Source organism: Aestuariivirga sp., assembly GCF_046294715.1.
Taxonomy (GTDB): domain Bacteria; phylum Pseudomonadota; class Alphaproteobacteria; order Rhizobiales; family Aestuariivirgaceae; genus Aestuariivirga.
In genome coordinates, this window is record NZ_JBKBKI010000006.1 from 92140 (window position 1) to 106608 (window position 14469).

Sequence of the window (14469 nt, forward strand, 5' to 3'; positions counted from 1 at the left end):
ACCCGCCGTGACCGCCCGTTCTTCCATCCGCTACCTGCGCCGCGGCCGCGTCGTCGAACTCGCCGACGTGCCGCCGATGCGCACGGTGCTCGATCACCTCCGCCTCGGTCAGCGGGCGCGGGGAACGAAGGAAGGCTGCAACGAGGGCGATTGCGGCGCCTGCACCGTGGCGATCGGCACGCTGCGGAACGGCAGGGTCGTCTACGAGCCTGTCAACGCCTGCATCCTGCTCGTGGGCCAGCTCGACGGCAAGGAACTGGTGACGGTCGACGATCTGGCGGATGAGGGAGCGCTCCACCCGGTGCAGCAGGCCCTCGTCGAAGCCCATGGCTCGCAATGCGGCTTCTGCACGCCGGGCTTCGTCATGTCGCTCTTCACGCTCTATCACTCCGGCAAACCCGCCACGCGCGCCGAGATCGCCACGCACATCGCCGGCAATCTCTGCCGCTGCACGGGCTACCGTCCCATCCTCGATGCCGCTGCGGCCTCCTGCACAGGAATCGCGGCGGACCGCTGGGCGAGGGGTGCCGCCGAGGCCGCCGCGCAGCTCGCCGCGCTCGACGACGGGGCCGACGTCTTCATCGGCACACATGACAGCTTCATCGCCCGGCCCGCCCGCGCGGAGACGCTGGCGCGGCTCGCGGCGGAACATCCGGACGCCACCATCGTTTCGGGCGCCACCGATGTCGGCCTGTGGATCACCAAGCAGCTGCGGCAGCTGCCGAAGATCATCCTGACGGGCGGCGTCAAGGCGCTGCACGGGGTTTCCGACGAGGGCGGTCACGTCGCAATCGGCGCCGCCGCCACCTATGCCGAGGCCATGCCCGCACTCGCCGCCATCGATCCCGACGTCGCCGAAGTCCTGCGCCGCCTCGGCTCCACGCAGGTGCGGGCCTCGGGCACCGTGGGCGGCAACATCGCCAACGGCTCGCCCATCGGCGACACGCCGCCGATGCTGATTGCGCTCGGCGCCAAGCTGCATCTCCGCCATGGTGCGAGAACGCGCAGCCTGCCGCTCGAGGATTTCTTCATCGCCTATGGCAAGCAGGACCGGAAGCCGGGTGAGCTCGTCTGGCGCATCGACGTGCCGAAGCTCGCCGCCAGCGAGGTCTTCCGCGCCTACAAGATATCGAAGCGCTTCGACCAGGACATTTCCGCCGTCATGGCCGCCTTCAGGTTCACGCTGGACGAGCGCCGCATCGCCTCCGCCCGCATCGCCTTCGGAGGCATGGCGGCAACGCCGAAGCGCGCCGCCGCGGCGGAAGCGGCGATCAGGGGCGCATCCCTCGACGACCGCGCCACCTGGCAGGCGGCCATTGCAGCACTGGCGGGAGACTTTCAGCCGATCTCGGACATGCGCGCCTCCGCCGCCTATCGCCTGGAGGTGGCGCAGAGGCTGCTTCTCAAGGCGCTGATGGAGATCGATGGCGCCTCCGCCACCCGCGTGGTGGGCGAGAGAAAGGCGGTGGCGTGATGGCGCTGGCCCGCCGCAGCATCGAGACGAAAACGGTGGGCAGGGCGCTCGCCCATGACAGCGCCGAACTCCACGTGCAGGGCGCTGCCGCCTATGTGGACGACCTGCGCGAGCCGGAAGGCCTCCTCCACGTCTATCCGGCCTTCGCGAAGGAAGGTGCGGTCGGCGCCATCGGGGCCCTCGATCTTTCCGCCGTCGAGAAGGCCGCTGGCGTCGTCGCGGTGCTCACCGCCAAGGACATCCCCGGCGTCAACGAATGCAGCCCCACCACCGGGGGAGACCCGATCCTCGCCGACGGCCGGATCCTGTTCCACGGCCAGCCGGTCTTCGCCGTCGTCGCGGAAACCCGTGAGGCTGCCCGCCGCGCCGCAAGGCTGGCGCAGATCGAGGTTTCGGCGGAGCAGCCCGCCGTCACGGTGGAAGACGCCCTCGCCATGGACACGCGCGACGTGGGCGAGCCCTATGCCTTCACGCGCCGCGATGCCGCGAAGGCCGTCGCCGCCGCTCCGCTCTCCATTGCCGAGAGCTTCCGCATCGGCGGCCAGGAGCACTTCTATCTGGAGGGCCAGGTGAGCCTCGCCGTGCCGGAGGAGCATGGCGCGGTGACCGTCCACTGTTCCACGCAGCACCCTTCCGAGGTGCAGCACCTCCTCGCCCACATGCTGCACGTGCCGGCGGCGATGGTCACGGTCGAGTGCCGCCGCATGGGCGGGGCCTTCGGCGGCAAGGAGAGCCAGGCGGCGCAATGGGCCTGCCTCGCCGCCCTCGCCGCGCGCGTCACCGGCCGCCCCGCCAAGTGCCGGCTCGACCGCGACGAGGACATGATCATGACCGGCAAGCGCCATGATTTCCGCGTCGACTACAAGGCCGGCTTCGACGCGAAGGGCCGCGTCCTCGGCGTCGACGTCGATTTCCTCGCGCGCTGCGGCTACTCGGCTGACCTGAGCAACGCCATCTGCGACCGCACCATGTTCCATGCGGACAACGCCTATTTCTACCCCGCCGTCCGCATCGCCACCCGCCGCCTGCGCACCCATACCGTCTCCAACACCGCCTTCCGCGGCTTCGGCGGCCCGCAGGGCATGCTCTTCGCCGAGCGCATGATGGAGGCGATCGCCATCCGCACGGGACAAGACGCGCTCGACGTGCGCAAGGCCAACCTCTATGCCGAGGGCAGGGACACGACGCCCTACGGCATGAAGGTCGAGGACAACATCGCGCCAGCCGTCATCGAGCAGCTGGAGCGCTCCGCGGATTACCGCGCCCGCCGCCGGGAGATCGCCCAGTTCAACCGCTCCAATGCCGTGTTGAGGAAGGGCCTGTCGCTCACGCCGGTGAAGTTCGGCATCTCCTTCACCTTGACGCACCTGAACCAGGCGGGCGCACTCGTCCATGTCTACACGGATGGCTCGGTGCACCTGAACCACGGCGGCACCGAGATGGGGCAGGGGCTCTACACCAAGGTGGCGCAGGTGGTGGCCGAGGAATTCGGCATCGCGCCCGCGGCCGTGCGCATCACCGCCACCACCACGGGCAAGGTGCCGAATACCTCCGCCACCGCCGCATCCTCCGGCGCGGATCTGAACGGCATGGCGGCGAAGCAGGCTGCCGCCACCATCAGGAAGCGCCTGACGGATTTTGCCGCGCGGAACTGGAAGGTGCCGAAATCGCGCATCCGCTTCGAGGACGGCCAGGTGCTGATCGGCAACCGCTCCATCGCATTCGGAGATCTGGCGCGCCAGGCCCACATCGCGCGCATTTCGCTCTCCTCCACCGGCTACTACGCCACGCCGAAGATCGCCTGGGACAGGGCGAAGGCGAAAGGTCGCCCCTTCTTCTACTTCGCCTATGGCGCGGCCTGTTCCGAGGTGACGGTGGATACGCTCACGGGCGAGATGCGGGTGGACCGGGTGGATATCCTCCATGACGTTGGCAGGTCGCTGAATCCCGCCCTCGATATCGGCCAGGTGGAGGGCGGCTTCGTGCAGGGCATGGGCTGGCTCACCGTGGAGGAGCTGGTCTATGATGCGCAGGGCAGGCTCCGCACCCACGCGCCCTCGACCTACAAGATTCCCTGCGCCTCGGACGTGCCGGCGGATTTCCGCGTCAGCCTCTTTGAATCGCGCGGCAACAAGGAAAACACCATCTACCGCTCCAAGGCCGTGGGCGAACCGCCGCTGATGCTCGGCATTTCCGTATGGACGGCGGTGTTCGACGCCATTGCCGGTCTGAAGCCGGGGGAAATCCCCCGGCTGGACGCGCCGGCGACGCCCGAGGCCATCCTCCGGGCGGTAAAGGGAATGACTCAATGAAGGTTTGGGCCCTCATCGCCCGGGCACTGGAGGCGCATGGCACATGCGCCATGGTGTCGGTCGTGAAGGCGGAGGGTTCCGTCCCGCGCGAGGAGGGAGCCCGCATGGTGGTGACGCCTCAGGGCTTCCACGGCACCATCGGCGGCGGCACGCTGGAATGGAAGGCGCTGGCGGAAGCCCAGGCGCTGCTCGGCAAGCCACGCGCCGTCAGGACGGTCCGCCAGTCGCTCGGCCCCGATCTCGGCCAGTGCTGCGGCGGCAGGGTGACGCTGGCGGTCGAGAGCTTCGATGCATCGTCACTCCCCGAGGCGCAGGCGCTGGCGGCGCGCGAGGAGCAGGGGCCCTTCACCCTGACGGGCCGTCTCCCCGGAGCCGGGATCGCCGAGCGCTTCGGCGAGGTGCGCCGCGCCGTGCTGCTCTTCGGCGCGGGCCATGTCGGCCGCGCCCTGGTTCTGGCGCTCGCCCCCTTGCCCTTCGACGTCACCTGGTCGGATCCGCGTCCCGAGGCCTTTCCTGCCGCCGTCCCGGGGAACGTCACCCTGATCGCGGGGGACCCGCTCGGCGTCGTGGCCGCCGCCCCCCGGGGTTCGCTCGCTTTCGTCATGAGCCACTCCCACGCGCTGGACCTCGCCATCGTCGATGCGGCGCTGCGCAACCCGGCCATCGCCGAGGTGGGGGTGATCGGCAGCGCCACCAAGCGCGCCCGCTTCGAGAAGCGCCTGCGCGAGGCGGGCGTCGATGAGGCCCGGGTAACCGGCCTCATCTGCCCCATCGGCGCGGGCGGCATCCGCTCCAAGCATCCGGCGGCCATCGCCGTCTCGGCGGCGGCGCAGCTCATCCTTCTCGATGAGGCATTGTCAGCGCGGGCGTCCCAAGGCATGTTGCCCGCCAGAAATGCAGGCTGACGCAATGGAATTCCTCCTCGAGGCGCTTCACGTCACCAAGGTCTTCGGCACGCTGAAGGCCAATGACGACGTGACTCTCAAGGTGAAGCCGGGGGAAATCCATGCCTTTCTCGGCGAGAACGGGGCGGGCAAGTCCACCCTCGTCAAGATGATCTACGGTGCCCTGCAGCCCACCTCCGGCGAATTCCGCTGGATGGGAAAGCCCGTCTCCATCCAGAGCCCGGCGGCGGCCCGCAAGCTCGGCATCGGCATGGTGTTCCAGCATTTTTCGCTGTTCGAGACCCTGACGGTGGCGGAGAACATCGCGCTCGCCATGCCCGGCGCCTTCGACATGAGGAAGCTGTCCGAGCGCATCACCCGCGTCTCGCGCGACTATGGCCTCCCGCTCGAGCCCTCGGCCGTGGTCGCCGATCTCTCGGTGGGCGAGCGCCAGCGCATCGAGATCGTCCGCTGCCTGCTGCAGGAGCCGAAGCTCCTCATCATGGACGAGCCCACCGCCGTGCTCACCCCGCAGGAGGCGGACCAGCTCTTCCTCACATTGCAGCGCCTCGCCTCGGAGGGCTGCGCGGTCATCTACATCAGCCATCGGCTGGAGGAGGTGAAGCGGCTCTGCCACAACGTCACGATCCTCCGCCACGGCAAGGTCGTCGCCAATGTCGACCCGATGCAGGAAACGGCGGCGAGCCTGGCGCGTCTCATGGTCGGCGGCGACATCCACGTCGTGCGCGCCGAGCGCCGCGGCAACGATGGCGCGGTGCGCCTCAGGCTCGATCATCTGCGGCTTCCGGCGGACGGGCCCTTCGCGGTCGCGCTCAAGGACATCTCGCTCGAGGTGAGGACGGGCGAGGTGGTCGCCATCGCGGGCGTCGCCGGCAACGGCCAGTCGGAGCTCTTCGATGCCGTCTCGGGCGAGCGCCGGCTTGCCTCGGCCGCCATGCTGGCGATCGACGGCAGGCCCGCGGGACATCTTGGCGTCAATGCCCGGCGGAGGCTCGGCGCCGCCTTCGTGCCGGAAGAGCGGCTGGGCCATGGCGCCGTGCCGGGCTTCACCCTGTCGCGCAACGTGGTGCTCACGCGCCACGCCTCCGATCGCGCCCTCGTCCAGTCCGGCATGGTGCGGAGCGACGTCGCGGCAGACGTCAGCGCCCGCGTCGGCAAGGAGTTCGACGTGCGCAAGGGCAAACCCGATCCCGAGGCGCGCGCGCTGTCGGGCGGCAACCTGCAGAAATTCGTGATCGGCCGCGAGCTCGACCGCAGGCCCGGCCTGCTCGTCGTCAACCAGCCGACCTGGGGTGTCGATGCCGGGGCCTCCGCCACCATCCGCCAGGCCATTGTCGACCTGGCGCGGCAGGGCTCCGCCGTGCTCGTCATCAGCCAGGACCTCGACGAGATATTCGAGATCGCCGACCGCATCGCCGTCATCTCGCGCGGCGAACTCTCCGAGGCCTATCCCGCCGCAGAGCTCGACGCCGAGAAGATCGGCCTCCTCATGGCGGGCGCCCATGAACTGAAGGAGAGCGCCCATGCGCCTCGTGCTTGAGAAACGGGCGGAGCATTCGGCGAAGATGGCGGTGCTCTCGCCGGTGATCGCGCTCTGCCTCACTGTGATCGCCGGCGGCATCATCTTCGCGCTGCGCGGGCTCAATCCCTTCGAAGCGCTCTTCATCTACTTCGTCGAACCGCTGACGCAGGACTGGGCGCGCGAGCAGCTTCTCGTCAAGGCAGCGCCGCTCGTCCTCATCGGCGCCGGCCTCGCCGTCTGCTATTCCGCCAATGTCTGGAACATCGGCGCCGAGGGGCAGTTCATCCTCGGCGCACTGCTGGCGGGCATGGTCCCCGTCTATTTCTCCTCCTGGCAGACGCCGGAGGTGATGCTGGTCATGCTGGCGCTCGGCGTCGCCGGCGGCATGGCCTGGGCGGCGATCCCGGCGCTTCTCAGGAACCGCTTCGGCGCCAACGAGATCCTCACCTCGTTGATGCTGGTCTATGTGGCGCAATATCTCTTCGACTGGCTGGTGCGCGGGCCCTGGCGCGACCCGCAGGGCTTCAACTTCCCCAAGACTGTCAATTTCGACGGCTGGCAGCTTCTGCCGCGCTGGGGCGACATTCATCTGGGCGTGCTGTTCGCGCTCGTGGCGGCGGTTGCGCTGTTCTTCATGATGACGCGCATGCTGAAGGGTTTCGAGCTCCAGGTGCTGGGGGCGGCTCCCCGCGCCGGGCGCTTCGCGGGCTTCTCGAACAGGGGCGCGGTCCTCTTCTGCTTCCTCCTCAGCGGCGCGCTGGCCGGGCTCGCCGGCGCATCCGACGTGATGGGCATCTCGGGCCAGCTCCAGACGCCCTATTCGCCGAGCTACGGCTTCGTCGCCATCATCGTTGCCTTCCTCGGCCGGCTGAACCCGCTGGGCGTCGTGGTGGCGGGCCTTCTCCTTGCCCTGAGCTTCATCGGCGGCGAAAGCGCGCAGGTCTCGCTCGGCATGTCGGACAAGATCGCCCGGGTGTTCCAGGGCATTCTCCTCTTCTTCCTCCTCGCCTGCGACACGCTGATCCTCTACCGCGTGAGGATCGAAACCGCACGGGCGCGGGCTCACACGGTGCCGGGATAGCGCCATGGACCTGAGCATCGTCTTCATCATCCTCACCGCGGCGACGCCCCTTCTCTTCGCCGCCATCGGCGAACTGGTGGTCGAGCGCTCCGGCGTCCTCAATCTCGGCGTCGAGGGCATGATGGTGATGGGTGCCGTCTGCGGCTTCGGCGCCGCCTACTGGACGGGCTCGCCCTGGATGGGCGTCCTGGCGGCGGTGGCCGCCGGCATGGCCATGTCGCTGCTGTTCGGCTTCCTGACGCTCACCCTCGTCTCGAACCAGGTGGCGACCGGCCTCGCGCTGACGCTGCTAGGCCTCGGGCTTTCGGGGCAGATCGGCGAGGCCTTCGTCGGCCAGCCCGGCGTCAAGCTGCCGGGCATCGGCGGCATCGACCCGCTGATCCCCTTCGCCGTGCTGCTCACGGCGGCGGTCTCCTATGTCCTGTTCCGCACCAAGGTGGGGCTCATCGTGCGCGCCGTGGGCGACAGCCACGCCTCCGCCCATGCGCTGGGCTATGGCGTCATCCGGGTACGCTACCTCTGTGTGCTGTTCGGCGGAGCCTGCGCCGGCCTTGCGGGGGGCTATCTCTCCCTCGTCTATACGCCGCAATGGATTGAGAACATGACGTCGGGGCGGGGCTGGATCGCGCTGGCGCTGGTCGTCTTCGCCTCCTGGCTCCCTTGGCGCGCGCTGCTCGGCGCCTATCTCTTCGGCACCATCTCCATCCTGTCCTTCGTGGTGCAAACAAAAGGCTGGGGAATTCCCTCCCAGTTCTTGTCATCGCTTCCCTATCTCGTCACCATCGTCGTTCTCGTGATCATCTCCGGCAACCGGGTGATGATGAGAAAGAATACGCCGGCCTCGCTGGGCCAGCCGTTCGTGCCTGACCGCTGAAGAAAAAACGTTGAACAAGGAGACGTCGAAATGAAGAAACTGCTCATGTCGGCTGCGGCCGCCGTCGTGGCGCTGGGCGCCGCCGCGGCATCGGCCTCGGCCGCCACCAAGGCCTGCTGGGTCTATGTCGGCCCAGTGGAGGATTTCGGCTGGACCTACCAGCACCACCAGGGCCTCGAGGCGGTGAAGGCGCATTTCGGCGACAAGGTGGAAACTGCCTATGTCGCCAGCGTGCCAGAGGCCGATTCGGAGCGCGCGATCGAACGCCTCGCCCGCGACGGCTGCAACATCATCTTCACCACCTCCTTCGGCTTCATGGAGCCCACGCTCAAGGTGGCCAAGAAGTTTCCGGACGTGAAGTTCGAGCACGCCACCGGCTACAAGACGGCCGACAACGTGACGACGTACAACGCCAAGTTCCACGAGGGCCGCTACGTGATCGGCCAGATCGCCGCGAAGCTGTCGAAGACGGGCACGGCAGGCTACATCGCCTCCTTCCCCATCCCGGAGGTCATCGCCGGCATCAACGCCTTCATGCTGGGTGCGCAGTCGGTCAACCCGGATTTCAAGGTCAAGATCGTCTGGGCCAACACCTGGTTCGACCCCGGCAAGGAAGCCGACGCCGCCAAGGTGCTGCTGAGCCAAGGCGCCGACGTGCTCTCCCAGCACACCGATTCCGCCGCCCCGCTGCAGGAGGCCGAGAAGGCGGGCGCCATCGGCTTCGGCCAGGCTTCCGACATGATCAAGTTCGCCCCCAAGGCGCAGCTCACCGCCATCGTCGACAACTGGGCGCCCTATTACATCCGCCGCGTCGGCCAGGTGATCGACGGCACCTGGAAGTCCCAGTCCTCATGGGATGGCATGGCCGAAGGCACGGTGAACCTGGCGCCCTTCACCAACATGCCGGAGGACGTCGCCAAGATGGCGGCCGAGACGGCCGAGGCGATCAAGACCGGCAAGCTCCACCCCTTCACCGGCCCCGTCACCAAGCAGGACGGCACGGTGGTCGGCGAGGCGGGCAAGCCGCTCCCCGACGGCGACATCCTCGGCATGAACTGGTACGTCAAGGGTATCGACGACAAGCTGCCGCAGTAAGCGCGGGATACCACAACCGGCGCCTGCCGCGGGAGCAATCCCCGGCAGGCGCTTTCACGAGAAGCTTAATGCCCGAGCCCTTCATCGCCGATTGGCTGAACTTCCTCCTTCGCTGGGGCCACATGGTCGCCGGCATCGCCTGGATCGGCACATCCTTCTATTTCGTCGCGCTCGACTTCTCCCTGAAAAGCCGAGACGGTCTTCCCGAAGGCGTGCGCGGCGAGGCCTGGGAGGTGCATGGCGGCGGCTTCTACCAAGTGCAGAAATACCTCTCGGCACCCGCACGCCTGCCGGAGCACCTCACATGGTTCAAGTGGGAGGCCTATCTCACCTGGGTTTCGGGCTTCTTCCTGCTCGCCGCCGTCTATTACCTGGACCCGCGCGCCAACCTGATCGATCCCGCCGTGCTGGATCTCGCACCCTGGGCCGCGATCCTCCTGTCGCTGGCCTCGATCATTGCCGGCTGGACCCTCTATGACGGGCTCTGCCGCTCGCCCGTCGGCCGCAACGCCGGGCTTCTCGCGGCCTGCGTGCTGGCGCTCGTCATCGCCTTCGCCGTCCTCTTTACCCACGTCTTCTCGGGCCGGGGCGCCTTCATCCATGTCGGCGTCATCGCCGGCACCATGATGGCGGCAAATGTCTTCATGGTGATCATCCCCAACCAGCGGAAGATCACCGCCGCCCTGATCCGCGGCGAGACGCCGGATGCCCGCCTCGGCGCCATCGGCAAGCAGCGCTCGCTCCACAACACCTATCTCACGCTGCCCGTGCTGCTGATGATGATCTCGAACCACTTCGCGATGATCACCGATGCACCCAACGCCTGGCTGCTGGTGGGGCTGATCTTCGTCGGCGGCGCGGCATTGCGGCACTTCCTCGTCCGCCACGAGGTGGGCGATCCGCTGCCGAAGATCGCCTGGACGCTCCCCGTGATCTTCCTTTCCCTCGGCCTCGCCTGGTGGCTTTCCTCCGCACCGCTCCTCTCGCTCGATTGGGCGAACCTCCTGATCCGCTGGGGCCACATGATCGCCGGCATCGCCTGGATCGGCACGTCGTTCTATTTCGTGGCGCTCGATTTTTCGCTCCGCAAGGCGGAGGCCATGCCGCGGGGCGTCGCGGGCGAGGCCTGGGAGGTGCATGGCGGCGGCTTCTACCACGTGCGGAAATACCTCACGGCGCCTGAAACCCTGCCGAGGCACCTGATCTGGTTCAAGTGGGAGGCCTATCTCACCTGGCTCACCGGCTTCCTGCTGCTGGTCGTGCTCTATTATTTCCAGGCGGAAAGCTACCTGATCGACCCCGCCGTGATGCCGCTCGCGCCATGGCAGGCCATCGCCATCTCGGTGGCGAGCCTGGCGCTCGGCTGGGTGCTCTACACCGCGCTCTGCCGCTCTCCCATCGGGCAGAACACCGGCCTTCTGGCGCTCTGCCTCTTCGCCATGCTTCTCGCCTTCGCCTTCGCCTACACGCAGTTCTTTTCCGGGCGCGGCGCCTTCATCCACACCGGCGCGCTGATCGGCACGATCATGGCGGCCAACGTCTTCATGGTCATCATCCCCAACCAGCGGAAGATCACGGCGGCCCTTCTCAAGGGCGAGAAGCCGGATGCGAAGCTGGGCCTCACCGGCAAGCAGCGCTCGCTGCACAACACCTATCTGACGCTGCCGGTGCTCGCCACCATGATCTCCAACCACTTCCCGATGCTCACGGATCATCCGCAGGCCTGGGCGCTGGCAGGCCTCGTCATCCTGGGCGGCGGGCTGGCGCGCTTCTTCCTCTTGCGCACCGAGGTGGGAGACTCCCATGCGGAGATCGCCTGGGCGCTGCCGCTCATCGGCGGCGCGCTCGCCCTGGCCCTCCTCATCACCGAGCCCCGCGCGCTCATGCTCTTCAACGGCGAGGTGACGGACCAGGAAGCGCTCTCGATCGTCCAGTCGCGCTGCGCCACCTGCCATGCCGCAACACCCACGGACGCGGCCACCAAGGTCGCTCCCAAGGGCGTCGAACTCGAAACCATCGGCGAGCTCCGGCGCTATGCCGCCAAGGTGCGCGTCCAGGCGGTGGAGAACCGCGCCATGCCGCTCGGCAACCGCACGAAGATGACGGAGGAGGAGCGCGCCAAGCTCGGAACATGGATCGCGAAGCAATGAACGGCATCGAACAGGTCAACGCCATGCCGCCGCAGGAATTCCTGGCGGCTTTCGGCGATGTCGCCGAGCATTCGCCCTGGGTGGCGCGCGAGGCGGCGTCCTTCCGCCCCTTCGCCGGGCGCGAGGCCATGATCGCCTCCTTCGCGCACGCGTTACGCGCCGCCAATCGCGATGCGCAGCTGAACCTGATTCGTGCCCACCCCGATCTTGCCACGCGGGCGAAGCTCACGCAGGATTCCTCGAAGGAGCAGGCGGGCGCCGGCCTCGATTCCCTTTCGCCCGATGAATTCGCCCGCTTCACCGCGCTCAACACGCGCTACCGGGAGCGCTTCGGCTTTCCCTTCATCTTCGCCGTCAAGGGAGCCACCCGCCACATGATCCTCGAGAGCTTCGAGGCCCGCATCGGCAACGCGCCCGAGAAGGAATTCGAAACGGCGCTCGAGCAGGTCTGCCGCATCTTCCGCTTCCGCCTCGAGGATCGCGTGTCGCCATGACCCATGTCGTCACCGGCCAGACGCTGAGCTTCACCGCCGGGGGCAGCCCGGTGCACGAGGGCAGGGGGGCGATCGCCGTCGGCGACGACGGCACGGTCCTGTGGTCCGGCCCGCAGCCCTTGCTGCCCCATGCCTTCCGCCAGGCGGAACGGCATGATTACGGCGACATGATCGTCATGCCGGGCTTCGTCGACGCGCACATCCATTTCCCGCAATTCCGCATTCTCGCCGCCCCGGGGAAGGACCTGCTGGACTGGCTCACCCGCTTCACCTTCCCGGAGGAAAGCCGCTACGCCGATCCTGCCCATGCAAAGGAAGCGGCCCGTCTCTTCCTTGCCCGACTTTTCCGGCACGGCACCACCTCGGCTCTCGCCTTCTGCTCCGTGCACAAGGCCTGTGCCGATGCGCTCTTCGCCGCGGCGGAATCGGCCGGCATGGCTCTCGTCACCGGCAAGACCATGATGGACCGCAACGCGATTCCCGCCGTCCAGGACGATCCGGAGACCGGCGCCCGCGAGTCGGAGGAACTCTACCGCGCCTGGCACGGCCGCGGCCGGCTCCGCTATGCCGTGACGCCGCGCTTCGCCGTCACCTCGTCAGATGCGCAGCTGCGCGTCTCCGGCGAACTCCTCAGCGCTCTTCCCGGCGCACTGATGCAGACGCATCTTTCCGAGAGCCCGGGCGAGATCGCCTTCGTCGCCAGCCTCTTTCCGAACGCGAAGGACTACACCGACGTCTATGACAGTTTCGGCCTGCTGAGCGGGCGCAGCCTCTTCGCCCACGGCATTCACCTCTCCGAGCGCGAATGCGCCAGGCTCTCGGAAACGGGCTCCACCGTCGTCCATTGCCCCACGTCGAACACCTTCCTCGGCTCCGGCCTCATGTCCATGCCGCATCTTCGCAAGGCAGAGCGCCCCGTGCACGTCGGCATCGCCACGGATGTCGGCGGCGGCACGAGCTATTCGATGCTGGCGACGCTCGGCGAGGCCTACAAGGTGCAGATGCTGGTGGGCTACAAGCCATCGGCCTTCGAACTCTTCGCCATGGCCACCCGCGGCAATGCCGAGCGGCTGAGGATCGGGCATGAGACCGGCGCCCTCGAACCCGGGAAATTCGCCGATCTCGTGGTGCTGGACCCCCGCGCCACCCCCGTGCTCGAAAGCCGCCAGGAGGTCTCGGAAACGCTGGAGGACGTTCTCTTCTCGCTGATGATCCTGGGCGACGACCGCGCGGTGCGCGCCACCTATGTCAAGGGCCGCAAGCTCCACGACCGGCTCACGGCGTGAGGCCGAAGACGAAGCTTTCCTCGAACCATGCTTCCTCGAGATTGTTGCCCGGCCCCTTGCGGTCCACCACCAGGAAGCGGCTCTCCGCATCGAACACCAGCAGCGGGTGGTGCCACACGTTGCGCGCATAGTTCACACCCTGGCGCCCCGTCGCCGCGAAGGCGCGGTAGCTCGCGACATCGTGCGGGTCCGCCGCCACCAGCACCAGCCACGGCCGGTCCTGCAGCGGATAGAACAGCTGGCTGCCGAGCGGATGGCGTTCCATGAGGCGGATGGCGATGGGCACGGGCCGCGGCTGGCCGAGGAACAGGCTCACATTGGTTTCCCCGCCCTCCGTCGCGACGTCGACATGCGCCAGGTCGTTGAAGCGCTGCGCGAAGCCCTGGTTGATGGTGATGGCGGAGGCGCCCTCCGTCTCGATCACCTCGCCGAAGGGGCGGAAGCCCGCGCGCGTCAGCGGTTCCGGCGCGAGGAGCCGCATCGCCTCACCCGATCCGGCAGGAAATGGCGCCGAGTTCGCCATACTCCATCCGCACCGCGTCGCCCGGCGCGATGGCGATCGGCACGATGCAGGTGCCCGTCGTCACGAACTGGCCGGCCTGCACGCCGCCGCAGAAACGCGATGCCTCGTTGACGAACCAGGCCAGCGCCTTGCGCGGGTCCCCCAGCACCGCGTTGCCGGTGCCTTCCGCCGCGTGTTCGCCGTTCCGGTATGCCTTCACCGCATGGGCCGAAAGGTCGATGTGCCGCCACGGTTTCTCCACCGGCGGCCCCAGCACCAGCCAGGAGGCGCAGGCCGTGTCGGCGATGAGCTGTGCCGCACCCACCTTCGTGAAATCGGCGTAGCGGCTGTCCGGCACCTCGATCGAGAGGTGAAGTGAGCCCACCGCCTCCAGCGCCTCGGCCTCGGGATAGGGCTCCGTCCGGGCCGGCAGGTCCTTCGCGAAGCCGAAGGCGAACTCGGCCTCCGCCACCCGCATGATGTTGTCACCCAGCGTCACGGTCGAGCCCTGCGCCAGCAGCCTGCTCTTCAGGATGCGCCCGATGATCGGCCCGTCGACGTTGATGTGCTTCTGGCCAGCCTCGCTGGTGGCGGCGATCTTCCACCCGGCCACCGCGCTGCCGCTCCGCCGCGCCACCTCGGCGGCCGCCGCATAGCCCTGGCCCCGGTCCCGGGGCCGCATCTCCGCCGGCAGTGCCGCGATCCGCGTCGTGGCGGACCAGTTGCGCAGCAGGAGGTCCGCCGCGGCCCCGAAATCCGGCGCAATCGTCATCG

Annotated in this window: 12 protein-coding genes; 10 read left to right on the plus strand and 2 right to left on the minus strand. The window is 68.0% G+C overall.

Going from position 1 to position 14469, the window contains the following annotated elements; all coding sequences use genetic code 11:
- Positions 1-7: 7 nt before the first annotated feature.
- From xdhA to guaD, 10 genes are all read left to right on the plus strand, one after another.
- The gene (gene xdhA, locus ACK4HL_RS06420; RefSeq protein ID WP_409757411.1) at positions 8-1474 is read left to right on the plus strand and encodes a xanthine dehydrogenase small subunit; all 1467 of its coding nucleotides are present in this window, start codon (positions 8-10) and stop codon (positions 1472-1474) included.
- Positions 1474-3786 carry a xanthine dehydrogenase molybdopterin binding subunit gene (xdhB, locus tag ACK4HL_RS06425; protein WP_409757415.1) on the plus strand — a complete coding sequence of 771 codons (2313 nt, stop codon included), beginning with the start codon at positions 1474-1476 and terminating at the stop codon, positions 3784-3786. Before xdhA ends, xdhB begins: the two co-directional genes overlap by 1 nt.
- Positions 3783-4691 (plus strand): xanthine dehydrogenase accessory protein XdhC, encoded by a 909-nt coding sequence (gene xdhC / locus ACK4HL_RS06430; RefSeq protein WP_409757417.1) that lies wholly within the window; start codon positions 3783-3785, stop codon positions 4689-4691. Before xdhB ends, xdhC begins: the two co-directional genes overlap by 4 nt.
- Positions 4681-6231 carry an ABC transporter ATP-binding protein gene (locus ACK4HL_RS06435; protein WP_409757420.1) on the plus strand — a complete coding sequence of 517 codons (1551 nt, stop codon included), beginning with the start codon at positions 4681-4683 and terminating at the stop codon, positions 6229-6231. The genes xdhC and ACK4HL_RS06435 overlap by 11 nt, the downstream gene beginning before the upstream one ends.
- Positions 6215-7294 (plus strand): ABC transporter permease, encoded by a 1080-nt coding sequence (locus ACK4HL_RS06440; protein ID WP_409757423.1) that lies wholly within the window; start codon positions 6215-6217, stop codon positions 7292-7294. Before ACK4HL_RS06435 ends, ACK4HL_RS06440 begins: the two co-directional genes overlap by 17 nt.
- 4 nt (positions 7295-7298) lie before the next feature.
- Positions 7299-8168 (plus strand): ABC transporter permease, encoded by an 870-nt coding sequence (locus tag ACK4HL_RS06445; protein ID WP_409757426.1) that lies wholly within the window; start codon positions 7299-7301, stop codon positions 8166-8168.
- A gap of 30 nt (positions 8169-8198) precedes the next feature.
- Complete coding sequence (locus ACK4HL_RS06450) at positions 8199-9263, plus strand: BMP family ABC transporter substrate-binding protein (RefSeq protein WP_409757428.1); 1065 nt, start codon at positions 8199-8201, stop codon at positions 9261-9263.
- A 68-nt stretch (positions 9264-9331) separates the two neighbouring features.
- A complete protein-coding gene (locus ACK4HL_RS06455) occupies positions 9332-11413 on the plus strand; it encodes a urate hydroxylase PuuD (RefSeq protein ID WP_409757430.1) in 2082 nt (693 codons plus the stop codon).
- Positions 11410-11907 carry a 2-oxo-4-hydroxy-4-carboxy-5-ureidoimidazoline decarboxylase gene (gene uraD, locus ACK4HL_RS06460; RefSeq protein ID WP_409757433.1) on the plus strand — a complete coding sequence of 166 codons (498 nt, stop codon included), beginning with the start codon at positions 11410-11412 and terminating at the stop codon, positions 11905-11907. The genes ACK4HL_RS06455 and uraD overlap by 4 nt, the downstream gene beginning before the upstream one ends.
- Positions 11904-13193: a guanine deaminase gene (gene guaD, locus ACK4HL_RS06465; RefSeq protein ID WP_409757436.1), complete on the plus strand. Its 1290-nt coding sequence runs from the start codon at positions 11904-11906 to the stop codon at positions 13191-13193. The genes uraD and guaD overlap by 4 nt, the downstream gene beginning before the upstream one ends.
- Here guaD and ACK4HL_RS06470 read toward each other — a convergent pair.
- Together ACK4HL_RS06470 and ACK4HL_RS06475 are read right to left on the minus strand one after the other, a co-directional pair.
- A complete protein-coding gene (locus ACK4HL_RS06470; RefSeq protein ID WP_409757439.1) occupies positions 13183-13674 on the minus strand; it encodes an ureidoglycolate lyase in 492 nt (163 codons plus the stop codon). The two genes, guaD and ACK4HL_RS06470, sit on opposite strands and share 11 nt — an antisense overlap.
- Before the next feature lie 4 nt (positions 13675-13678).
- Complete coding sequence (locus tag ACK4HL_RS06475) at positions 13679-14467, minus strand: 2-keto-4-pentenoate hydratase (RefSeq protein WP_409757442.1); 789 nt, start codon at positions 14465-14467, stop codon at positions 13679-13681.
- Positions 14468-14469: the final 2 nt, after the last annotated feature.